A 22,965-nucleotide genomic window follows, 5' to 3' on the forward strand; every position below is an offset into this window, starting at 1 on the left:
CGTCAGGCATCGCGCGGGACCCTGCCGAGCAGCAGGTCGCGCAGCAGCGCCTCGGTCGTGCAGACCACACCGCTGCGCGCGGCCCAGCGAAGGGCCATGGCGTGCTCCTCGGCGGAGAAGTCGGCCACGGCGTCGGCGACGACGAAGGGCTGGATGTCGTTCATGAAGGCGTCCGCGGCGGTCAGCAGGACGCCGAGGTGGGCGTAGACGCCGCAGACGATCAGCTGGTCGCGGCCCTCGTCGCGGAGCAGGCGTCCCAGATGGCTGCGGAGAAAGGCGTTGGGGCGCACGTTGGGCAGCACATGCTCGCCGGTGCGCGGTATGAGCGGCGCCACGATCGCGGAGTCCTCGGGCTCGGCTCCGATGCCCGGACCCCAGACATCGGCCACGAGGCCACGTCGGGAGGGTGACTGGGCGGCGGGTTCGGCGCTGAAGACGACCGGCATGCCGAGCGTTCCCGCGAGTTCCCGCAACGCTGCGATGTTCTCGACGAGCTCCACGACGGGCGACCGCCCCGCGGGGAAGGCCCGGACGAAGTGGTGCTGCATGTCGTGGACGAGGAGCGCGGCTCGGGCGGGATCGATGGTCCAGGAGGCGCACGAGCGGGGGAGGCCGGCCCGGTCCGGCATGGCATAGGACTCGATGACAGGCAAGCCCATGACGGGTCCCTCCCTTGCTGATCCGGCTCGTGGCCGAGCCTGCGGAATCGGTCTGGTCTCTGTACGCCGTGGACGGCGGTTGCGCTCAGGCCGCACGCCAGTAGCCGAGAGCGTGCAACTGCTTTGGGCAGGGCGAGGCGCTTGCGCGAAGCCGGCCGGCCGGCGCGCGGATGGTCGTGGTGTCGCAGGCGATCCAGAGGTAGGAGCTCTCGTCCACGAGACCGGTCAGCGCCTGCTTCACCGTCTCCGCCAGATGGGCCCCGGCCTTCTGTCGCGGTACCGGGGTGATCTCGTGGTGCGCTGGGCGGCCAGGGAGATACTCATGGTCCAGGGGATGGGGACTCCTCCAGGCCGATGTCCACCGATCCTGCCGGAGTGCCGAGCCGGACGCGTGCGGCTTCCAGTCGCAGCTCGTCACCATCCGTCGGGGTGAGCCGACCGGAGACCGTCACCCTCGCCCGTACGCGGTCGCGGACCACGGTCGGGGCGACGTCGGTGAGCTCGAGCAGGGCGGCCAGGCCGCCGTCCGGCGATTCGGCGACCTGTCGGGTCAGCGGACTGCCGGCCCGAGGGCGGAGCGTGACGCGGCCGTCGGTGCCGACGGAGTGCATGCCGATCAGGTCGTCATCCTGTCCGGCTGTCCTGAGGGACAGTGAGACCGCGCGCGCCAGGACGGTGCGCACGTGTTCCGCTGCGGTCGGCCCGGTAGGGGCGACGGTGGCGTGAGTGCTCAACGGGACTCCATGCGGGACAAGTCGAATCGGTGACCCTCGATCGGTCGGCGCGTTAGCACCTCTCGAATTAAGGTAAGGCTAACCTTACTTTCTGCCCGGGCCCTGCCTAGTGCCGAGACGGGAACGTGATGCACGTCACGTGGGAAGTCGGACCTGTCGCCGTACTCCTACGCCTGGAGGGGGCGCCGCTTCCTCGTGACGATCCGGCCTGGATGATCGAGGCCATGCAGTGGGAGTTTCTGTCAGTCGCCGCGCTGGTCGTGGTGCTGGTGTGCGCCGTCGTCCGTCCCTTCGGCTGGCCGGAGGCCGCCTTCGCGGTGCCCGCCGCCGCTGTCGTGGTCGCCGCCGGCGCGATTCCGATGGCCGACGTACAGGAGGAGGCCGCCCGGCTCGGGCCGGTGATCGGCTTTCTGGCCGCGGTGCTGGTACTGGCCAGGCTCTGCGACGACGAGGGGCTTTTCCATGCCTGCGGGACCTGGATGGCGCGTTGGTCCCGCCACCGGCCGCGGCGCCTGCTCGGGGCGGTCTTCGCTCTCGCGTCCACGATCACGGCGGCGCTGAGCCTGGACGCCACCGTGGTCCTGCTGACCCCGGTGGTCTTCGCCACCGCCGCACGGATGGGCGCCCGGCCCAAGCCCCACGTCTACGCGAGCGCCCACCTGTCGAACACCGCCTCGCTTCTCCTGCCGGTGTCGAACCTGACGAACCTGCTCGCGTTCACCGCCGCCGGACTGAGCTTCACCCGCTTCGCCCTGCTGATGACGCTGCCGTGGCTGGCCGCCATCGCCGTCGAGTACGCGGTCTTCCGCCGCTTCTTCGCCGCCGACCTCGACGCACCCGCCGAGCCGGCGGAGCCGGACGAGCCCCCGGAGCTGCCGCTGTTCGCGCTCGTCACCGTGGCGGCGACTCTGGCCGGATTCGCCGTGGCCTCCGCCCTCGGCGTCGACCCGGCCTGGGCCGCGGCCGCCGGTGCCACGGTGATGGCGGTACGCGCGCTGGCTCGGCGCCGCACCACTGCGGCCGCGATCGTCCGCTCCGCCGCCCTGCCGTTCCTCGCCTTCGTCCTCGCCCTCGGCGTCGTCGTGCGGGCCGTGGTCGACAACGGACTCGGCGACGCGCTCGGCGGCCTGATGCCCGACGGCACCTCCTTGCCCGCGCTGCTCGCAACCGCGGCACTCGCGGCCCTGTTGGCCAACCTGATCAACAACCTTCCCGCCGTCCTGGCCCTGGTCCCGCTGGCCGCCCCCGACGGCCCCGGCGCCGTCCTTGCTGTCCTGCTGGGCGTCAACATCGGCCCCAACCTCACGTACGCCGGCTCGCTGGCGACGCTCCTGTGGCGGCGCATCGCGCACCGCCATGACCACGAGATCGCGCTGAAGGAGTTCACCTGCCTGGGCCTGCTCACCGTCCCCGCGGCCCTCCTCGCCTCCACCGTCGCCCTGTGGACCTCGTTGAAGGTCGTGGGTCCGTAAACCTCGGAGTCCACGACGTCGGGGAACGCCGCAGGGGCTGTGGTTCGCGTTCGGCGTGACGATGGATCGTGCCGCGGGCGGCGAGTTCGAGGGTCAGGGCGATGGCGATCGCCTCGACGGCGAGCAGGGCGATGAGAACGAACAATTGGACCGCGCCGGCCATGAAGGGGGAGGCGCCGCCGAGGAGCATGCCGACGAAGGCTCCCGGAAGCGTGACCAGGCCGACAGTGCGGGTCTGGTCCAGGGCGGGCAGCAGCGCGTCCGAGGTCGCGGCTCGGGCCACTTCGAGCCGAGCGTCGCGCTCCGTGAAACCGAGTGCGAGGCCCGCCTCGACCTCGCCGTTCCGCAGGTCGAGTTCGTCCAGCGCACGGCGTCCGGCCAGGACCGTCGCGGTCATGGCGCCGCCGATGAGGATTCCGCTCACCGGGACGATGGCGATGCCGGGTACGGTCACCAGCCCCGCCGCGACGAGGCAGACCACGGTGGGCACCACCGGGGCGGCGATGGGCAGGGCCGCCCACCACCAGGTCCCGTTCGTGGTGATCCGGCGCCCGGCGGTTCTGGCCGCGACGGCGAGCATCAGGAGCAGGAACCCGATCAGGGCCGCGGTGTGGCGGACGGCCCAGCCGATCACCGCCGACACGGCGGCCAATTGCACGGCCGCCCGCAGTCCGGCCGTCACGATCTCCTGGGCCCGCCCGAACGATCCGTCAGGGGACAACCGGAAGAACGTGGCCGCCAGGGTGGCCACGAGGAGCAACACGACGAGTGCCACGGCGAGCGAAGTGTCGACGGGGAGCAGGGGTTCGACGGCGAGACGCATGTGACATCGCTACCCCGCCGAGCAGGCAGCACGTGGCGGCGTCCGAGTACGAGGCCGGGGCGGACTCAGGCGGACAGTCGGGAGTGGGACGCCCGGCGGGCTGCGGTCAGCAGGGCGTGCATCCGGGGTCCGACCTGGTCGACGTCCGTGATGGGGGTGGGGAACGGCAGCCGTACGTCGTGCTGCGCGGTAGGACGTTCGAGGCGCAGGCTGATGCCGTAGCGGTCGATCGCGAGCGGCAGGGCGCGAACGAGGTCGCGCTTGAGACCCGGTGCGGCGAGGCGGAGGAGACGGGTGACCAGATCGGGGTGGTCGGCGACGAGGTGGTGGAGCATGGCCGCTTCGCAGCTCGCGAGGGGGTCGGGTTCCGCCGTCTCCAACTGGGTCAGCGGGACGTACGTGCGTCCCTCGCCGTCTTCGAGGACCGCCTGGCCGAGTCGCATGCAGGTGCTCTCGGTGGTCTCCGCGCTGTAGGGGGCGGCCACGAGACCCGTGAGCGTCACGCGGGCGCGCAGACGATCACGGACGGGCGTGGGGGCGATGTCGGTGAGCTCGACACGGATGGGGAGGTGAGGAGTCCCGTGGCCGTCACCGAGGTCTTCGGCGGGCTCGTGGAGGTGGATGCGGCCCATCGCGGCCGAGCCGTCGATGCTGTGAACCTCATGGCGGTGGCCGTCGGTCACGACGGTCATGGAGTGGGCCACCGTGATGATCGACCGCATCCGCTCGGCGGGAGTCGGCTGCGTGACGCGGGCAGTGCGAAGGCGCATGGGTGCTCCAGGAGGCGTGGCGAAAGCAGAAGGCGCTTAGGTAAGCCTAACCTAACCCATACTGTCTGATGTCACGTCAGGAATTCCGGGGCCCCCTTGGTCCGACGGCTCGCCTGAGGCATGGGCTTGCTCCTCAAGCCCGATGACGGCATCAGACGATTGGCTCCCTGCATGCGCCTGCGCTCCACTTGCGGGACGCGCCGCCCCGGCCCGGCCTCGCCGTCCTTCTCATGGCGGTACTGCAGCCGCACCCATGCTGATCAGCGAGAACGGCGACCCGTACAGCTCGTTGGAGGGGCTGGGCCGGAAATGGTCCGGATCTTGGTGCCACTTGAGCTGCCGTGCTCCCGTCCGGAGGGTCTGCGGGCGCTTGACGTAGTGCGCTGTCGTGCCAACTCCTGGGCACGGACGGAAAACTCGGTCGGGCGAGCCGGTCTTAGTTTTCGGGTGTGCCGAACCGCGAAACGCGGACGGTGCGGTATCGACTGCTTTGAGAGGACCCCTCATGTTCGACGTCACCAAGGTGCAGGCCGCCCCCAGCGTGGACCTCCTCACGCCCGACAACTCGGTCATGCTCTTCGTGGACCACCAGCCGCAGATGTTCTTCGGCACCGGAAGCGGCGACCGCGCCGCGATCATCAACAACACCGTGGGTCTCGCCAAGTCGGCGAAGGCGTTCGACGTGCCGGCCGTCCTGACCACGGTCGCTGCCGAGTCGTTCTCCGGGCCGCTGCTGCCGCAGCTCGCCGAGGTCTTTCCGAAGCACGAGATCATCGACCGCACGACCATGAACGCCTGGGAGGACGAGGCGCTCGTGGCGGCGGTCAAGGCGACCGGGCGCAAGAAGATCATCCTGTCGGGTCTGTGGACCGAGGTCTGCCTGGTGCTGCCCGCGCTCTCCGCGCTCGGGCAGGGATACGAGGTGTACGTGGTCGCCGACGCCTCCGGCGGCGTCACCCCGGCGGCCCACGAGCACGCGCTCCAGCGGATGGTGGCCGCCGGCGCGGTCCCGGTGACCTGGGTGCAGGTCCTCCTGGAGTTGCAGCGGGACTGGGCGCGCCAGGAGACGTACGGCGCGGTCATGGAGATCGTCAAGGCCCACGCGGGCGCGTACGGCCTCGGTGTCGTGTACGCGCAGAGCGTCATCGGCGCGCACGCCGCCGGCTGACCTCCGTGGACACCGGCATTCTGATCCTGCGGCTGCTGGTGGGACTGCTCGTGGCCGGCCACGGGGTGCAGAAGGTCAGCCGGCACCTCGGCGGCAAGGGGCTGGAGGGCGGCACCGAGGAGTTCCGCGCCGACGGCTTCCGCGGCGGAGCCCTCACCGCCCTGGCGGCGGGCGGCGGCCAGATCGGGTCGGGGCTGATGCTCGCCGCCGGCTTCCTGACCCCGCTCGCCGCCACCGGGGCCATCGGGGTCATGACCGTTGCCCTGACCGTGAAATGGCGCCACGGCCTCTGGGTGCAGAACGACGGTTACGAGTACCCGCTCGTCCTCATCGGGACCGCCGCCGCCCTCGCCGCCACCGGACCGGGCGCCTGGTCCCTCGATGCGGCCCTGGGCCTCACCCCGTACCCGCTCATGTGGGCGGCCCTCGCGCTCGTGACCGGGCTCGGCAGCGGGCTGCTCACCCGGCTTGTCCTGCACCGGCCCGCCGTTGCCGGCGAGCGTTGAGCGCGAGCCGCGCAGACCGGGTCCGGCCGCCCGAGCACCCCCGACCGGGCGGCCGGGCCCTCCCTTTCTTCCCGACCAGTCGACCAGGAGCACTTGATGGACACCACCACACCCACGCGAGGCGGCGGCCAGCCGCTGCTGCACCAGAAGGGCGCCGAGACCCAGACGTTCGGCACCCTCAAGCAACTGCCGATCGGTCTCGGTCACGACACCCGCATGTACGCCTGCCAGCGGCTCAACCGCGTCCTCGCCGACACGCAGATCCTCCATGCCCTCTACAAGAAGCACCATTGGCTCATGCGCGGGGCGACCTTCTACTCGCTCCACCTGATGCTGGACAAGCACGCGGAGGCCCAGCTGGCCATCGTGGACGTGCTGGCCGAGCGGGTCCAGAGCCTCGGCGGCGTCGCCGTCGGAGACCCGCGCCACGTCGCCGAGCTGACCGCGATTCCCCGGCCGCCGGACGGCGTGGAGCCGGTCCCGGTCATGCTGTCGCGGCTCCTCGACGCGCACGAGCGGATCCTGATCGACGCCCGGGACGCCGCCGCCCGGATCTCGTCAGAGGGCGACGAAGGCAGCACCGACCTGCTCGTCTCCGAGGTCATCCGTACCGGCGAGGCGCAGGTGTGGTTCCTGGCCGAGCATCTCGTGGACACCCCTCTGGTGCGCGGCTGATGGAGGATGCGTACGACGTCGTCGTCGTCGGTGGCGGACCGGCGGGTGAGGTCGTCGCCGACCGGCTCGTCCGGTCGGGGCTCACCGCCGTCGTCGTCGAGGCCGAGGCGGTCGGCGGCGAATGCTCGTACCGTGCGTGCGTGCCGAGCAAGGCCTTGCTGCGGCCCGGCGCCGCCCGGGAGGCCGCACGGTCGGTCGACGGGGCCCGGCAGGCCGTCGCGGCGGACCTCGATCCCGCGCACGTCCTCACCCGCCGGGACCGTTTCACCGGGCGCGGCGACGACACCGGCCAGGCCGACTGGCTGAAAGGCGCGGGCATTCCCCTCGTACGAGGACACGGGCGGCTCGCCGGAGAGCGCCGGGTGGACGTGACCGGGGCCGACGGCACGGTCCGCACCTTGCGGGCCCGGCGCGCGGTCGTCCTCGGCCCCGGTACGGAACCTGCCCTGCCGCCGGTCGAAGGGCTCGACCGCATCGGCGTATGGACCAACCGGCAGGCCACCACCGCCGATGCGGTGCCCGAGCGGCTCGTCGTCATCGGCGGGGGAGTGGTCGCCTGCGAGATGGCCACCGCATGGCGCTCGCTCGGCTCCTCCGTCACCCTGCTCGTCCGCGACCAGGCCCTCCTCACCGGCTGGGAGCCGTGTGCCGGAGAAGAGGTCGCCCGCGGCCTGACCGCTCTGGGTGTCACGGTCCGCTTCGGGGCCTCGGCCACCCGGGTCGACCGTGACCCGGCCACCCGTACCGTGACCGTGGAGACCGACGACGGCGCCACCCTCGCCTGCGACGAGGTCCTGGCCGCCGTCGGCCGGCGGCCGCGCACCGCCGACCTCGGCCTGGAGACCGTCGGGCTGCCCGCCGGTGCATGGCTCCCGGTCGACGACTCCTGCCGCGTCACCGCCCTGGAACGCGACTGGCTCTACGCCATAGGCGACGTCAACCACCGTGCGCCGCTGACCCACATGGCCAAGTACCAGGCCCGCGCCTGCGCCGCGGCGATCACCGAGCGTGCCGCGGGGCGGCCGGCCGCCACCGGCGCCTGGCAGGCCTGGAGCGCGCAGGCCGACCGCATCGCCGTCCCGCAGGCGGTCTTCACCCGGCCCGAGCTCGCGAGCGTCGGTCTCACCGAACGCGCGGCACGCGAAGCGGGGATCGCCGTACGAGCGGTGGAGTACCGCATCGACGACGTGGCCGGTGCCGCACTGCACGCGGACGGCTACCGCGGCTTCGCGAAGCTCGTCGTCGACGAGACCCGAGGAGTCGTCGTCGGCTGCACGTTCACCGGCCCGATGGCGACCGAACTGATCCACACGGCCACCGTCGCCATCGTGGGAGAAGTCCCACTCGAGCGCCTCTGGCACGCCGTCCCCGCCTTTCCGACGGTCAGCGAGATCTGGCTGCGTCTCCTCGAGGCGTACGGCCTCTGACACATACGGCCTCCGACGGCGCTGGTCGCGACCGCCGACAAGAACATCCCGCCCGCCGCCGAGCGATGGATGGCCCGGCGCGCCGGCTCGCACATCACCGAGGTCGACGCGTCGCACGCCGTGCCGGTCTCCCGCCCGGCCGTGGTCACGGACGTGATCCTCGACGCCGCGCGCAGCACTCACTGAACCCGCCCGGCGGAAGCCGACGCGCACAACCCGCCCAGCACACCCCTCGAAGGAGCACCCTCATGCCCAACCGGCCGACCCTCGAACCCGCCGCCCAGGCATTCGCCGACGCCACCGCCCAGCCGCCGTTCCTCTACGAGATCCCCGTGGCCGACGGCCGGAAGGCCGTGGACGACGTCCAGAGCGGGGAGGGCCTCCCGCTGCCCGCCGTCGACGACGAATGGGTCACCGTCCATGGCGGTCCCACCGGCGACGTCCGCGCCCGGATCGTGCGCCCGCGCGGCGCCACCGGCCCCCTCCCCGTCATCCTCTACATCCACGGCGCCGGCTGGGTCTTCGGCAACGCCCACACCCACGACCGGCTCGTCCGCGAACTCGCCGTCGGCACCGGGGCGGCCGTCGTCTTCCCCGAGTACGACCTCTCGCCCGAGGCCCGCTACCCCGTCGCCATCGAGCAGAACTACAGCGTCGCCCAGTGGATCGCCCGCGAGGGACACCACAAGGACCTCGACGGCACCCGGATCGCCGTCGCGGGCGACTCCGTCGGCGGTAACATGACCGCCGCCCTCACCCTCATGGCCAAGCAGCGCGGCGACGTCCACGTCACCCACCAGGTCCTCTTCTACCCGGTCACCGACGCGCGCTTCGACACCGACTCGTACCACGACTTCGCCGAGGGCTACTTCCTGCGCCGCGACGCCATGAAGTGGTTCTGGGACCAGTACACGACCGAAGAGGCCGAGCGCGCCCAGATCACCGCCTCGCCGCTGCGCGCCACCACCGAGCAGCTCACCGGCCTGCCGCCCGCCCTGGTCATCACCGCCGAGGCCGATGTCCTGCGCGACGAGGGCGAGGCGTACGCGGCGAAGCTCCTCGCCGCCGGTGTCCCCGTCACCGCCCTGCGCGTCCTGGGAGTCATCCACGACTTCGTGATGCTGAACGCGCTGCGCGAGACGCAGGCCGCCGAACTCGCCATCGGTCTCGCCACCGACACCCTGCGCAAGGCCCTCGCATGACCGGGCCGTCGACGAGCATGCCCGTGGCGGGCCTCTTCCCCGGCCCGCGTCGCCAGGAAGCCGTACCGGCCGACCTCCTCGTCCGCAACGCGAAGGTGTTCACCGGAGACCCCGCCCGTCCCGAGGCCCGTGCCGTCGCGATCCGCGACGGCCGGGTCGCGGCGCTCGGTGACGACCACGACCTCGCCCACCTCGTCGGGCCGGGCACGAAGGTCGTGGACGCCCTGGGCCGCCGGGTGATCCCCGGCCTCAACGACTCGCACCTGCACGTCATCAGGGGAGGCCTGAACTATGTCCTGGAGCTCCGCTGGGACGGGGTGCGCAGCCTCCGTCACGCCCTCGCGATGCTGCGGGAGCAGGCCGGCCGCACCCCCAAGGGGCAGTGGATCCGGGTCGTCGGCGGCTGGACCGCCGAGCAGTTCGCCGAGCGCAGGATGCCGACCGTCGCCGAGCTGAACGCCGCCGCCCCCGACACCCCGGTCTTCGTCCTGCACCTGTACCAGTCGGCGCTGATGAACCGGGCTGCGGTGCGCGCCGCCGGATTCACCCGGGAGACTCCCGATCCCCGCGGCGGCCAGATCGTACGGGGCAGGGACGGCCGGCCCAACGGGGTCCTCCTCGCCGCGCCGAGCGCGCTCATCCTGTACTCGACCCTGGCCAAGGCGCCTGCCCTCGACGAGGCCGACAAGCGGACGTCGACACGGCACTTCCTGCGCGAGTTGAACCGCTTCGGGCTGACCTCGGCGGTCGACGCCGCGGGTGGGTTCCAGAACTTTCCCGACCACTACGCCACCGTCGTCGACCTCGCCAGGTCGGGCGAGCTGTCCCTGCGGATCGCCTACCACCTCTTCCCGCAGACGGCCGGGCAGGAGCTCGCCGATCTGAAGCGCTGGACCGAGATGGTGAAGCCCGGGGACGGGGACGAGTGGCTCCGGCTGAACGGCGCGGGCGAGAACCTGACCTGGGCCGCCGCCGACTTCGAGAATTTCTCCGAACCCCGTCCCGAACTCGGCGGGTACGAGCCGGAGTTCGAGTCGGCCGTCCGGCTCCTGCTGGAGAACGGCTGGGGCTTCCGGCTCCACGCGACGTACGACGAGACGATCCGCCGCGATCTGGCCGTCTTCGAGAAGCTCGCGGCGGAAGGCCTCTTCCCCGGTGGCAACCGCTGGCTCTTCGACCACGCGGAGACGGTCTCGGCCGACAGCCTGGACCGGATCGCCGCCCTCGGCGGCGCCTTGTCCGTCCAGAACCGCATGTCCTTCCAGGGCACGGCCTTCCGCGACCGGTACGGAGCCGAGGCCGCCGCCCACGCCCCGCCGGTCCGCGCCATGCTCGACCGGGGCCTGACCGTCGCCGCCGGAACCGACGCCACCCGCGTCTCCTCGTACAACCCCTGGATCGCGCTGCACTGGCTGGTGACCGGCAGGACCGTCGGCGGCACGGCGCTCTCCCCGGCCGGGACCCGGATCGACCGGGAGACCGCCCTCGGCCTCTACACCCGTGGGGGAGCGCGGCTCACCGGCGAGCAGGACGTCAAGGGAAGCCTGCGTGAGGGCTGGTACGGCGACCTCGCGATCCTGTCCGACGACTTTCTGACCGTGTCCGATGACGTCATCCCCGATATCGAGTCCGTGCTCACGGTCGTCGGCGGCCGGATCGTCCATGCGAGCGCGGAGTACGAGGGACTCGACGAGGCCGTTCCGCCGATCAGCCCGGAGTGGAGCCCTGTGGCCCACTTCGGCGGCTACCAGTCGGGTCAGGGGGGTGCCCGCCAGGCGTCGCTCGTGGCCGAGGCCGTAGCCGAGTCCGAGCAGCACCGTCGGTGGCGCGTCGGGCGCGGCTCCGTTCCCGACACGCAGCCGTCGTTCGTCGACCCCTGCTTCGAGCACTGAGAGAGATCCACACGATGAGCACAGCCTCCCCCGCCGCCGACGGCGGCGCCCAGACCACCCCGCCGGACGCGCCCCAGGGACGCCGCTTCGAACCGGACCTCCGGTCGATGACCCGGATCACCCTGCGTCCCATCGCCTCGCCCATGCCGCTCGGCTTCTTCACGATAGCCATCGCCTCCGTGATGACGGGCTGCCTGCAACTAGGGCTCTTCGACGAGGCGGCCCGCGGCGCCGTCGCCCTCACGGTGCTGCCGGCCTTCGCTCTCCAACTCCTGGTGAGCGTCCTTGCCTTCGGGGCCCGTGACGTCATCGCGGCGACGCTGATGGCGGTGTTCGCCGGCAGCTGGCTGCCCTACTCGCTCGTCATGCTCAGCGGCGCGGCCGACGGCCTTCAGGTCCTCGGCGTGTTCAACCTGGCACTCCTCTGCTTCGGAGCGCTGATGACCGCCGTGACCCGGCCCAAGCGCGCGCTGTGGTTCGTGCTGGTGGTCTCCCTGCCCCGCTGGGCGGCCACCGGCCTCGGGGGCGTCACCGGCAGCGAATGGCTGACGCGCACGTCCGGTGCGCTCGGCCTCGCGGTGGCGCTCGTCGCGATGTACACGGCGTTCGCCCTGATGCTCGAGGACATGCGCAGCGAGGAGGTCCTGCCGATCGGCCGCAGCGGCCCCGCCCACCTCGCCGTCGAGGGCGACCTGGCCGTCCAGCTCCGCAACCTGGAACGCCAGGCGGGCGTGCGCCGCACGCTCTGACCATCCCACCGACCCCGTCGCACCACGACCGCACAGGAGCACCCATGGAACCGCAGGTGACGGACCGGCCCGAGAAGTCCCGGTACGAGATCCTCGCCGGCGACGACGGCACCGAGACCGCGGGCTTCGCCGAGTACCACCTCTCGGAGGACGAGATCGCCTTCATCCACACCGAGATCGCCACCCGGTTCGCCGGTCAGGGCCTGGGCGGGCTGCTCGCCCGGGGTGCCCTCGACGACGCCCGGACCCGCGGGCTGCGCGTCCTGCCGTACTGCCCCTTCGTCCGGGGGTGGATCGGCAGGCATCCCGAGTACACCGAGCTGGTGCCCGAGGCCCGCCGCGCCCGGTTCGGCCTCTGAAGCGCCACGGCCCGCCTCCGACGGTCGTCGAGGTCGACTCCTCTTACCTGGTCATGCTCTGCCGGCCGAAGGCCGTGGCCGAGCTGATCCAGGGCGCGGTCCGGTCCACCGCCCACTGAGCCGAGGTCCGGTTCGAGGGCCGTGCGGGGCCCACCCTTCGGGGTGGGCCCCGCACGGCGTTTGGGGGGGTGAGCGTCCGGGCCATCGGCGCCAGGCAGCGGGAGGTGCTGCCGGCTACGGCCGTGCCGCCGCGATCGGCGGGCGACTTCACGGGGCGCGAAGTGGAGCCGGCGCTGCTCCATGGGGCGGCGGAACGGGCCAGTGTCGACGGGGAGGTGTCGGTGTGGGTCGCCGGCCGCCGGTTCAAGCCCGAGTACGGGGCGCCGCCGACTTCCTGGCAGGGGCTGGTCCGTTGGAGCGACCCACGGCACCCCCTCGGACTGCTCGGCCGTGGCGAGGAATCTCCGGTCCAGCACCCGCACGTCATCGCTTGCCTGGATGCGCCTGAACTGTCCGGTGAACGGGCACTTCGCCGGCCTCTACCGTGCGCGGTGAATGTCGCCCTTCGGGGCGAGGGCCGTTCACCGAGCTCACCTTGCCCTCCGCTCAGGGAAGTGACTCCGGGGGGCGACGGGCGAGAGGCCCGCGTTGCCGCCCGTGCCTCACAGCCGAGCAGCGGGCCGTTTCCGTCTCCGGGCAGGGCCACAGGCAGGAATCGCGGGGGCCGGCGGCACGTCGGGCGCTGTGCGGCAGAACACTGCGCTCATAGGCAAGACGTGGTGCGTGGGGAGTCAACGGAAGGCGATTTCCCGGCCGTAGCGTGACGGCGTTCCGCTCCGAACCGAGGCGCGGACCAGCTACTTCGTATCGAGGAGACATCCCATGCCTTACATCACCGTGGGCCAGGAGAACACCACTGCCATCGACCTCTACTACGAGGACCATGGCACGGGCCGGCCGGTCGTCCTCATCCACGGCTTCCCGCTCGACGGCCACTCCTGGGAGCGGCAGAGCGCCGCGCTGCTCGACGCCGGCCACCGCGTGATCACGTACGACCGGCGCGGATTCGGACAGTCCTCCCAGCCGACGACCGGCTACGACTACGACACCTTCGCGGCCGACCTCAACACCGTGATGGAGACCCTCGACCTGAAGGACGCCGTCCTCGTCGGCTTCTCCATGGGCACCGGCGAGGTCGCCCGATACGTGTCCACGTACGGATCCGCTCGCGTCGCCAAGGTCGCCTTCCTGGCCTCCCTCGAGCCCTGCCTGCTCAAGACCGACGACAACCCGGACGGCGTCGCCCCGAAGGAGTTCTTCGACGGAGTCGTCGCCGCCGTGAAGGCCGACCGCTACGCCTACTACACCGCCTTCTTCAACGACTTCTACAACCTCGACGAGAACCTGGGCATCCGGATCAGCGAGGAAGCGGTCCGCAACAGCTGGAACACCGCTGCCGGAGGTGGCTTCTTCGCCGCGTCCGCCGCGCCGTCGACCTGGTACACCGACTTCCGCGCCGACATCCCGTCCGTCGACGTGCCCGCCCTGATCCTGCACGGTACGGCCGACCGCATCCTGCCTGCCGAGGGCACCGCGCGCCCCTTCCACAAGGCGCTTCCCTCCGCCGACTACGTCGAGATCGAGGGCGCCCCGCACGGCCTGCTGTGGACGCACGCGGAGGAGGTCAACACCGCCCTCCTCGCCTTCCTGGCGAAGTGACGTCACACCGTTGACCCGCCGGGTGACACCGGAGCCCCCGGAGTCACCCGGCTCCGTGGTTCCCGACGCGAGAACCACACGAGCTCAGGAGAGCAGACACCCGTTGCAGTTCGGCATATTCACCGTCGGGGACGTGACCCCCGACCCCACCACCGGCCGTACCCCGTCGGAACACGAACGCATCAAGGCGACGGTCGCCATCGCCCTCAAGGCCGAAGAGGTCGGCCTGGACGTGTTCGCGACCGGCGAGCACCACAACCCGCCGTTCGTTCCGTCGTCGCCGACCACCGTGCTCGGCTACATCGCCGCCCGCACCGAGAAGCTGATCCTGTCCACCGCCACGACGCTGATCACCACCAACGACCCGGTGAAGATCGCGGAAGACTACGCGACGCTCCAGCACCTGGCCGACGGCAGGGTCGACCTCGTGCTGGGGCGCGGCAACACCGGCCCGGTGTACCCGTGGTTCGGCCAGGACGTCTGCCAGGGCATCCTCGCGCCGCCGTCGTTCCCACCGCGGTGTACGCGGCGTCCGAGGACTGGGGGCCAGGGGGAGACGGGTACACCGACGGCCTGCCCGCGCGCGTCCGGCGGGCGGGCGGCGAGCTGGCCGCGCTCATGGCGGCCCGCCCGCCCCGGGCCGAGCCCGAGGACGACGTGACCGCCCTTGAACGGCAACTCGCCGACCTGCGCTTGGACTGAGGCTGCGGAGTCAGGCACCTGTGCATGGCCCTGCCGAGCACGAATTCTCGAGCACGCGCACCCGTTCACGCGGCGCGCGTGCTCGACTGCCATTCCCGGGGCGACATCCCGTACGCGGTGCGAAAGGCCCGACTGAAGTGGGACGGGTTCGTGAATCCCCAGCGCTGGGCCACCGCCGACACGGCAGGTGCCGTCCGCGACGACCGGGACAGCTCCCGTCGGCACCTCTCCAGGCGCTCGCGGTGGATCCAACGGCTCACCGTGGTCCCTTCCGGCTGGAAGAGTTTGTGCAGATACCGGACGGACATGTGGTGCGCGGTCGCGATCCTCTCCGGAGAGAGATCGGGGTCGGCCAGGTGCCGCAGGATGTACTCCTTGACACGCACCAGCATGCCGCGGGCCACCTCCGACGCATGGGGGTTCAGCCGGCCCTGACGTTCACGCACCAACACCGTCAGCAGATCCGCAGCGGTCATCGCGAGTTGCCGCCCAGTGTACGGATCGAACCCGGCGGCCCGATCCGCCAGATGTTCAAGATATCCGGCAACCACTCCGGACGTGCCGCCGCGACCGTCGAACACGGTCCCGGTGATGGCCCGCAGGTCGGCGTCCGACACGCCCAGCACACTCTTCGGCACCCGGATCGCCGTGAAACGGAAGTCGTCCAGCTGCTCCCTCCGGTACGGCCGGCCGGCGTCGGAACAGGTGAAGGTGCCGGGCTGGACGAGGGCCTTGACCCCGTCCTGGGTGAGCCGTCCCGTTCCCCGGTGCTGGAGCGTGACGGTCAGGTACTCTCCTCCGCCCCGGGAGATCAGGGCGGCGCGCCGCGACACCGTCTGCGGACCGGCCTCGACCACCGAGAACTGGAGCGGCCCGAGCCGATCGGTGGCGATCGTCCCCACCGAGGGCTCGCGCTCGTGCAGCACGACGTCCAGCGGAATGAAGGTGTCGGAGACCACACTGTGCCAGTAGTCCGCCCGCTCGGACGGCGAGAGCGGCAGTGTGGACAGTACGACGGACATCGCGACCCCTCCGGCATGGTCAGGCGGACGCTCTCCGATGAGCGTCGGGTACAAGGTCCATCCTCGGATCGCTCGCCCCCGGTGCCATCAGTCACCCGACTGGTGCACTGCCCAGTACCCCACTCGTCCAGCGCCCCGGCCCGCGCCCCTCAGGCGTGTCAGGAACCAGCAGAGAGTCCCGCGGTCGCCCTCACCGCAGATGGTTGCGCAGGAACATGGCACCGAGCCGAACCGCGGCCCGTGTCGGCGGGCTGTCGCGCAGCGCGGTCAGGGAGGCGAAGTCGTGGACCGTGCCCTGGAACCGTGCCGCGGTCGCGGCGACACCGGCCCGGCGCAGCCGGTCCGCATACTCCTCCGCTTCGTCACGGGTCGCATCGGCCTCCGCACTGACGACCAGCGCCGGTGGCAGCCCCGTCAGCGCGGCCGTACTCGCCCGCAGCGGGGACGCGGTGGGCTCGTCGCGCTGCCGGGGATCGACCACGTACTGTCGCCAGTAGGACCGCACGGCCTCCCCAGTGAGGAGATATCCCGTCGCGAACCGCCGCTGAGACGGGCTGTCGCAACGGGCGTCGGTCAGTGGGTAGTACAACAACTGGGCGCGGATCCGCGGACCCCCGCGCGCCCGCGCAAGGAGGGTGAGTGCCGTGGCCAGGGTGGCCCCCGCGCAGTCGCCGGCGACCGCGAGCCGGTCGGTGTCGAGTCCGAGCGGTTCAGCCTGCCCGAACGCCCAGGTCAGCAAGGCGTAGCACTCCTCGAGGGCGACCGGATAGCGGCTCTCGGGCGTGCGGCTGTACTCGGGAACGACGGCCGCGACGCCCGCGTGGCGCACCAGCTCGCTGACGAGCCACGCGTGCGTCTGGGCGTCGCCCAGCATCCAACGGCCGCCGTGGACGTAGAGCATGACGGGGGGCCGGCCCGCCACACCGGTGGGTCGGAAGATCCAGAAGCCGACCAGACCGGTGGGCCCCACGGGCGCCGCGTGGAAGGTGGCGTCCACGTCGAAGTCGTTGATCCGGTCGCCCTGGGACTCCCGCAGCGCCTGACGGGCGGTCTCCGGCTCCAGCTCGTGGAGAAACGGCGGTGCCGCCGAGGCGTCGAGAAGGCGCCGCACCAGAGGATCCAGAACCACGGGCGACGGTTGTCCGGCGCGCGCCTCCCACTCGGGGTCCGGCCGCATGCGTTCCGCCTCTCGTTCGGGCCGCTCTGGGGGATCGTTCATCGCACGTCAGTTGTCCTGCAGGAGGTCCCGGAGTTGATGGCGACTGCTGATGCCGAGCTTGGGATAGACGTTGTATAGGTGCGAGCCCACCGTACGCGGCGAGAGGAACAGCCGGTCGCCGATCTCGCGGTTCGACAGACCACCCGCGGCGAGCCGCGCTATCTGCTGCTGTTGGGCCGTCAGCTCGGTCAACCGCTCAGCCGCGCCGGAAGCGGACGCGGAGACGTCGGCGGCACCCGTCGCGCGCAGCTCGCCGCGGGCCGCGTCCGCGAGCGCCCTGGCGTCGAGCCGCACCGCCACCTCGAGGACCGCCGTCAGCTGGGCACGGGCCTCCAAGGGCCTTCGGCGCCTGCGCAGCCAGATCGCGTAGTGCAGACGGGCCTGGGCCCGTTCCAGCGGCCACGTGTCCCCCGCAGGATTGACCAGAGCCAGCCGGAAGTGATGCTCGGGGTTCGCACCCTCGTCGACGAGCGCGGCCGCGTGGTGCATCAGGAGCGTCATGCGGGTCGTCGGCCGCTCGCCCATCCCCGCCCGCACCGCACCGAGGACGCGTGATGCCTCCTCCTTTCGGCCGACGCGCTGTGCGGTGGCCGCCAGTTCGCTGATCGAACGGGGAGGCAGGAAGGGGCCGATCGGCGATCCGTCCTCGCCGAACAGAGCCCTGAAGTGACGGAACGCGCGCTCCGCGTCTCCCAGGGCCAGTGCGTGGAGCCCGCCGGCGCGCAGCATCCTGGCCCTGGTGGCGCGGTTCTCACCGAGGTTGACGGAGCGCCAGTGCGGGCTGGTGAACGGGACGTCCGGCAGGCTGTCGCCGCGCAACGCGCGCAGCGTCACCTCCAGTGCTTCGAGGTCCATGTCGACACGGGTCAACCGGTGGACGGCCGCGTCGGAGCGCCCCTCTTCGATCAGGGCCTGGGCCTCCGGCCAGCGGCCCATGGCGATGAGGGTGTCCACGTGGCTCGGCAGAGCCCACACGCGCGGGCCCCATGCCCAGGAGGCACCGGGCACCGTGCTTGCCTGCCGGTGCATCTCTGCGCACAGTTCCGACTCGTCGCTGTAGTACGCCACCGAGGCGTCGGCCAGCAGCCGGGCCGGTGAAGCCGGGCCGTCGAGCGGTCCGGGCAGCGCGACGGGCGCCTGGCGGGCCGTGTCGCCGCCGTGTTCCCCGATGCCCACCGACACGTAGGCGTCCATGGCGGCCGGCACTCCAGGGCCGGTGAGCCCGGCGAAGCCACCCCGGTCCATGGGCTCCAGGTGCCCGGCGGGCGTCGCGGCTCCGGAGCACTCGGCGCGGTCGTCCCGCGTCTCGGGCATCTCCCGGACCACCTGCCTGGCGTGGTCGAGCAGGCGCGGCAACTCCGCCCGGTGCTCGGGCAGGCCGGACTGGTGGGCGATCGCCGCCGCGAGCGCGGTGAGCGAGAGGGAGGTGCTGGCGGTACGCGGGGGAGAGTGCCGCCACAGGTCGAGGAGGAGCCCGAAGGCCTCTCGTTGGAACGAGAGCAGCGACAGCGCGCCGGCCATGGCGCAGACGGCGACGCATCGCAGGTCCGGGTCGCGGTTGATCCGGGAGAACTCCGTGTACAGGTCGCGGACCCAATCGGGATTCCCGAGATCGCTCGCCGCCGCCATGGCCGCGGCGAGGCGGCGGGCCCGGCCCGCGTCGGTCCCGCTGAGCCACGCCGCCTGTTCCAGCGCCTTCGCCGAGGTGAAGCGGTCTCCCACACGCAGGGCGTGGACGGCGGTCGCCCGCTCCAGGGCGCAGGCCACGGCCTCGTCGGGGCCGATCGCGGCCGCGGCCAGATGCCAGGCCCGGTACGCCGGACTCTGGACCGCCGCCGCCGCCAGGTCCCGGTGGGCCCGCTGCCGCAGCTTCGCGGGCTGCCGGTGGAACGCCGCCGCACGCGTCAGCGGGTGACCGAACGCGACGCGGCCGTCGACGATGCCGATCAGGCCGGCTTCCTCCGCCGGGGTCCACACCGTGAGGTCGTCGGTGCCCAAGGCGGCCATCACGACGCGGAGTTCCTCCTCTCGCAGCGCGGCGGAGGCATAGAGCAGCGCGCGCCGCGTGTCCTCAGGGAGGGCGTCCAGGCGCGAGGTGAGCACCCCCGGGGCAGAGCCCGGTCCGGCGCCGACGTGCGACGCCCGGTTCAGCTCGACGATCGCCAGCGGATTGCCCTCCGCCTGCCGCAGCAGGTCGATGCGGAGTCGCCCCCGAGGCGCATCGGGTTGTGCGTCCAGGAGCCGGGCCGCCGCCCCGGGGGACAACGGGCCGAGCCGCAGGACGGGAAGGTCGGCCGGGACCCCGGGCGGGGGAGCCGCGCCGCGTGCGGTGAAGAGCATGGTCACCGCCTGGTTGGTGAGCTGCCGTCGTACGGAGAACAGCACGTCCAGGGAGGCGTCGTCGCAGTCCTGTGCGTCGTCCACCGCCAGCAGGATCGGGTTCGTCCGGGCGAGCCGGGTGAGCACGGCCAGCACGACGACACCGAGCGCTCGTCGCTCTTGCGGCCCGGCTCCCGCATCCGGACCGAAGGCGGTATGGAGCACGGTCCACCGGTCCCCCGGAAAGAGGTCCGGCACGTCGAGGACCGGCAGCAGCAGCCGGTGCAGCGAGCTGAACGGCGCCGGCTCCTCCCCGCTCCAGCCCCGCGCCGAAAGGACCCGGGCCCCGTCCGCCGAGGCCGCTTCCTCGGCGAACCGCAGCAGCCGGGACCTGCCGGTGCCGGTCTCCCCGAGCACGAGCAGACCCTGCGGCCCGCAGCCTACGTCAAGGCAGCGCCGGATCAGGTCGATCTCCTCGTCACGACCGATCGGCACAGCCGCGCGTCCCGCTTCCCACTCCGTCATCGCACTCCGACTCCCCGCGCGGGGCGGCTGGTTCACGCCCCTGCGGGGATGTTGTCAGGACGGAGAACGGGTCGCTTCTGTCATGTGACCAGTCATGCCGGACGACGGCCTGGCAGGATGTCATCAACGCTGTGAACAGGCACTTCACGGTCGACCCCGTTCCACTGGGCGGTCCGGGGCAGCCGTGGGGCGGACGAGGGAGAGCATGGACGTCGGCGCCGTCGAGGCACGAACGCGGGGTATCCGGGGCAGGGCCCGTGAGCTGGAGTGGATCGGCAGACTGGTCGAGGCCGCGGACGGCCCCGGCTCGAAGGTGCTCGTGCTGACCGGTGAGCCGGGCGCCGGCAAGAGCACCCTGCTCGACCACGCCGTCGACGTGGCCGCGCTACGCGGCAGGCGGGTGCTCCGGGTACGCGGCTGCGAGGGCGAACAGGGCCTCGACTTCGCGGGAGTCCACCAACTGCTGCGCCCCGTGCTCCACGACATCGACCGGCTGCCGACGCGGCAGCGCGAGGCCCTGCGGCACGCGTTCGGCATGGACGACGGCGACGGCGGGCAGATCCCCGAGCCACTCGTGATCAGGTCCGGCGTGCTCACCCTGCTCTCGGAGGCGGCGACGGAACGGCCCCTGCTCCTCGTCGTCGACGACGCCCAGTGGCTGGACGTCGGCTCCCTGGACGTGCTGGCGTTCGTCGCGAGGCGTCTGGAGGGCGAGCCGATGGCCCTGCTGCTCGCGGCACGGGAGGAGTCGGTGCCGGCGCGTTTCGACCGCGACTTCCCCCATCTGGCGACCGGCCCCCTCGACGGGGCGGAGGCCGGTCTCGTGCTGGACGAGCAGCCGAACCCGCCGCGCGGCAAGGTCCGGGCCCAGATCATCGAACAGGCCGCCGGGAACCCGCTCGCCCTCATCGAACTCGCGCGGGCGTTCGCCAAGGGACCGGGCCTCCAGCGGCCCGGCGCGATCGAATCCCTCCCCCTCACCACCCGGCTCGAGCGTCTGTTCGCCGCCGACCTGCCCGGCCTTCCGCAGCAGACCCGCCACGCGCTGCTCCTGGCCGCGGCCGCCGGCACCGACCGGCTCTCCGACGTGCTGCACGCCGTCCCGGGCCTGCACGACCCCGAGGTCTGGCGGCCGGCCGAGGAGGCCGGGCTCGTACGGGTCGAGAACGGCGACGTCCGGCTGCGCCACCCGCTGATCCGCTTCGCGATCCACCAGGCCGCCTCCTTCGCCGACCGCCGCGAGGCCCACCTGGCACTCGCCGCCGCGTTCGCCCACGAACCCGACCGCCGGGCCTGGCACCTGGCCGCGGCCGCGTTCGGCCCGGACGAGGAGGTCGCCGACGTCCTGGCCCAGAGCGCCGAGCGCTCCCGGCGCCGCGGCGGATACGCGGCCGCGGCCACGGCGCTCGAACGGTCGGCCGAACTCACCCCGGACGCGGAGCGCCGCGCCGGACGCCTGCTCGCCGCCGCCGTCTCCGCCATGTACGCCGGGTACCCGCAGTGGGTGGGCGAGATCGCGGCCCGCGTGGGCACCCTGACGAACGACCCCGAACTCCTCGCCCAGGCATCCCTGTGCGGAGGCTGGTCGCTGTCCGTCACACTCCGCCATCAGGACGCCCTCGGATTCCTGCTGCCCGTGGCGGAATCCATGGCCACCGCTGCACCCGGGCTGGCGCTGGACGCGCTGGGAACGGCGGCGACCCCGGCCTACAACTCCGGCGACCCCTTCTACCGTGCCGAACTCCAGCGCATCGGTGATCTGATCCCGCTGCAGCCGGACCGGATCGACCGCCTGTGGGCGGAAGCGGTCGCCGCGCCCTTCACTGACCGGGAGAAGGGACTGCGGCGCCTGCACGACGTGGTGGGCACCTCATGGGAAGGCCCGCTCGCGGATCCCACCACGCTCGGCGAACTCATCGTGCTCGGCGCGATCGCGTGGATCCTTGACGAGACCGACCTGTCCATACGGCTCCTCGGCCGGGCCATGGACCACTTCCGCCCGGCCGCCACGGCCGGCACCAACTGCACGGTCACCCAGGCCCTCGCCCTCGCCCAGTTCGACAGCGGAGCATGGACGGCCGCCGGAGCCGCGGCCGAGGAGGCATTCTCCCTGGCCGCGGAAGCCGGCGCGGAGAACGTCGCCGTGGGGGCACCGATCCTCCAGGCCACGCTGCGTGCCGTCCGAGGCGACCACACCGGCGCGCGGGAGCGGGCCGCCGAGGCCGTACGCGGCATCGAACTGCGCAAATCCCGAAGCCTGTACGTCCGTCACTGCCAGGCCCTCGGCATGGCGGCGCTGGCGGAAGGCGACCACCAGGCGGCGTACGAGCACCTCCGTCGCGTCTTCACCCAGGATTCCCCTCCCGTCCCCGTGCACCACCACGCCTCCCTCTACCACCTCGCCGACCTCGCCGCGGCCGCCGTGCGCGTCGGCCGGGCGGACGACGCCCATGCCGTGCTCCGAGCGGCCGAGGGCATCCTGGAATCGCCCCGCTCCAGCCGACTGAACGCGATCGTGCACCGCGCCACGGCGCTGCTGAGCCCGCCCGACGACGCCGAGCCGCACTTCCTCGCGGCACTCGCCGACCCCGAGGGCGCGCGCTGGCCCTTCGAACGCGCCCTCACACAACTGGACTTCGCAGAATGGCTGCGACGCCGCCGACGGGCCGCGGAGGCGCGCCCCCTGCTCACTGCCGCCCTGGAGGTCTTCGAGCGGCTCGACGCCCGCCCGTGGATCGAGCGCGCCACCGCCGAACTCCGCGCAGCGGGTGTCACCGTGGCGGACTCCACCGCCCCGGAGGCCCTGGCCGGCCTGACGCCGCAGGAGCTGCAGATCGCCCAACTGGCCGCGGAGGGACTGACGAACCGGGACATCGGCGCCCGGCTCTACCTGTCCCCTCGCACCATCGGCTTCCACCTGCACAAGATCTTCCCGAAGCTCGGCATCACGGGGCGCGCCCAATTGCGGGACGCCCTCGGCCGTTGAAGCGCCTGAGGGCGTGCCGGGCGTTCCTCACTGCCCG

General features: G+C 72.1%; 19 protein-coding genes and 2 pseudogenes. 13 read left to right on the top strand and 8 right to left on the bottom strand.

The features are described from left to right. Positions 1 to 2: 2 nt before the first annotated feature. The 3 genes from ABZO31_RS32020 to ABZO31_RS32030 all read right to left on the bottom strand — a co-directional run bounded on the left by ABZO31_RS32020 (position 3) and on the right by ABZO31_RS32030 (position 1,393). On the bottom strand, positions 3 to 659 hold the full coding sequence (locus ABZO31_RS32020) for an isochorismatase family protein (RefSeq protein ID WP_406864829.1): 657 nt from the start codon (positions 657 to 659) through the stop codon (positions 3 to 5). Positions 660 to 744: 85 nt separating this feature from the next. Beyond that, entirely contained in the window at positions 745 to 1,080 is a 336-nt protein-coding gene (locus ABZO31_RS32025; RefSeq protein WP_406864830.1) for an SIP domain-containing protein, read from the bottom strand. Further along, the gene (locus tag ABZO31_RS32030; protein ID WP_406865579.1) at positions 980 to 1,393 is read right to left on the bottom strand and encodes a hypothetical protein; all 414 of its coding nucleotides are present in this window, start codon (positions 1,391 to 1,393) and stop codon (positions 980 to 982) included. The genes ABZO31_RS32025 and ABZO31_RS32030 overlap by 101 nt, the downstream gene beginning before the upstream one ends. Positions 1,394 to 1,617: 224 nt before the next feature. Between ABZO31_RS32030 and ABZO31_RS32035 the strand changes: the two genes are divergently transcribed. Next, on the top strand, positions 1,618 to 2,865 hold the full coding sequence (locus tag ABZO31_RS32035; protein WP_406864831.1) for an SLC13 family permease: 1,248 nt from the start codon (positions 1,618 to 1,620) through the stop codon (positions 2,863 to 2,865). Here the strand turns inward: ABZO31_RS32035 and ABZO31_RS32040 are convergent. Beyond that, positions 2,795 to 3,688: an ABC transporter permease gene (locus ABZO31_RS32040; protein ID WP_406864832.1), complete on the bottom strand. Its 894-nt coding sequence runs from the start codon at positions 3,686 to 3,688 to the stop codon at positions 2,795 to 2,797. The two genes, ABZO31_RS32035 and ABZO31_RS32040, sit on opposite strands and share 71 nt — an antisense overlap. Before the next feature lie 65 nt (positions 3,689 to 3,753). Continuing rightward, positions 3,754 to 4,458 carry a DUF2470 domain-containing protein gene (locus ABZO31_RS32045; RefSeq protein WP_406864833.1) on the bottom strand — a complete coding sequence of 235 codons (705 nt, stop codon included), beginning with the start codon at positions 4,456 to 4,458 and terminating at the stop codon, positions 3,754 to 3,756. 505 nt (positions 4,459 to 4,963) lie between these two features. On the opposite strand from ABZO31_RS32045, the gene ABZO31_RS32050 reads away from it, so the two are divergent. The 11 genes and pseudogenes from ABZO31_RS32050 to ABZO31_RS32100 all read left to right on the top strand — a co-directional run. Further along, positions 4,964 to 5,626, top strand: a complete 663-nt coding sequence (locus ABZO31_RS32050) for a hydrolase (RefSeq protein WP_406864834.1) — start codon at positions 4,964 to 4,966, stop codon at positions 5,624 to 5,626. Between the two features lie 5 nt (positions 5,627 to 5,631). Next, complete coding sequence (locus tag ABZO31_RS32055; RefSeq protein WP_406864835.1) at positions 5,632 to 6,132, top strand: DoxX family protein; 501 nt, start codon at positions 5,632 to 5,634, stop codon at positions 6,130 to 6,132. 96 nt (positions 6,133 to 6,228) lie between these two features. Next, positions 6,229 to 6,807 (top strand): Dps family protein, encoded by a 579-nt coding sequence (locus ABZO31_RS32060; RefSeq protein WP_406864836.1) that lies wholly within the window; start codon positions 6,229 to 6,231, stop codon positions 6,805 to 6,807. Continuing rightward, complete coding sequence (locus tag ABZO31_RS32065; RefSeq protein ID WP_406864837.1) at positions 6,807 to 8,234, top strand: dihydrolipoyl dehydrogenase family protein; 1,428 nt, start codon at positions 6,807 to 6,809, stop codon at positions 8,232 to 8,234. Before ABZO31_RS32060 ends, ABZO31_RS32065 begins: the two co-directional genes overlap by 1 nt. Positions 8,235 to 8,482: 248 nt before the next feature. Continuing rightward, entirely contained in the window at positions 8,483 to 9,436 is a 954-nt protein-coding gene (locus ABZO31_RS32070) for an alpha/beta hydrolase (RefSeq protein WP_406864838.1), read from the top strand. After that, positions 9,433 to 11,328: an amidohydrolase gene (locus tag ABZO31_RS32075; protein WP_406864839.1), complete on the top strand. Its 1,896-nt coding sequence runs from the start codon at positions 9,433 to 9,435 to the stop codon at positions 11,326 to 11,328. The genes ABZO31_RS32070 and ABZO31_RS32075 overlap by 4 nt, the downstream gene beginning before the upstream one ends. 14 nt (positions 11,329 to 11,342) lie before the next feature. After that, complete coding sequence (locus ABZO31_RS32080) at positions 11,343 to 12,077, top strand: GPR1/FUN34/YaaH family transporter (protein ID WP_406864840.1); 735 nt, start codon at positions 11,343 to 11,345, stop codon at positions 12,075 to 12,077. A gap of 44 nt (positions 12,078 to 12,121) precedes the next feature. Next, entirely contained in the window at positions 12,122 to 12,436 is a 315-nt protein-coding gene (locus ABZO31_RS32085; RefSeq protein ID WP_406864841.1) for a GNAT family N-acetyltransferase, read from the top strand. An 882-nt stretch (positions 12,437 to 13,318) separates the two neighbouring features. Then, a complete protein-coding gene (locus ABZO31_RS32090) occupies positions 13,319 to 14,155 on the top strand; it encodes an alpha/beta fold hydrolase (protein WP_406864842.1) in 837 nt (278 codons plus the stop codon). Positions 14,156 to 14,258: 103 nt separating this feature from the next. Next, positions 14,259 to 14,655, top strand: a pseudogene (locus tag ABZO31_RS32095) (LLM class flavin-dependent oxidoreductase); the annotation flags it as partial. Next, positions 14,651 to 14,857, top strand: a pseudogene (locus ABZO31_RS32100) (oxidoreductase); the annotation flags it as partial. The pseudogenes ABZO31_RS32095 and ABZO31_RS32100, both read left to right, overlap by 5 nt. A gap of 65 nt (positions 14,858 to 14,922) precedes the next feature. Here the strand turns inward: ABZO31_RS32100 and ABZO31_RS32105 are convergent. The 3 genes from ABZO31_RS32105 to ABZO31_RS32115 all read right to left on the bottom strand — a co-directional run bounded on the left by ABZO31_RS32105 (position 14,923) and on the right by ABZO31_RS32115 (position 19,942). After that, positions 14,923 to 15,879, bottom strand: a complete 957-nt coding sequence (locus tag ABZO31_RS32105) for a helix-turn-helix domain-containing protein (protein WP_406864843.1) — start codon at positions 15,877 to 15,879, stop codon at positions 14,923 to 14,925. 190 nt (positions 15,880 to 16,069) lie between these two features. Beyond that, positions 16,070 to 16,990: an alpha/beta hydrolase gene (locus tag ABZO31_RS32110; RefSeq protein ID WP_406864844.1), complete on the bottom strand. Its 921-nt coding sequence runs from the start codon at positions 16,988 to 16,990 to the stop codon at positions 16,070 to 16,072. Between the two features lie 114 nt (positions 16,991 to 17,104). Beyond that, complete coding sequence (locus ABZO31_RS32115; protein ID WP_406864845.1) at positions 17,105 to 19,942, bottom strand: helix-turn-helix transcriptional regulator; 2,838 nt, start codon at positions 19,940 to 19,942, stop codon at positions 17,105 to 17,107. Between the two features lie 205 nt (positions 19,943 to 20,147). Here ABZO31_RS32115 and ABZO31_RS32120 point away from each other — a divergent pair, with 205 nt between their 5' ends. Next, positions 20,148 to 22,928: an AAA family ATPase gene (locus tag ABZO31_RS32120; RefSeq protein WP_406864846.1), complete on the top strand. Its 2,781-nt coding sequence runs from the start codon at positions 20,148 to 20,150 to the stop codon at positions 22,926 to 22,928. Positions 22,929 to 22,965: the final 37 nt, after the last annotated feature.

Source organism: Streptomyces solicamelliae, assembly GCF_045348655.1.
In the GTDB taxonomy this organism is placed as follows: Bacteria; Actinomycetota; Actinomycetes; order Streptomycetales; family Streptomycetaceae; genus Streptomyces; species Streptomyces solicamelliae.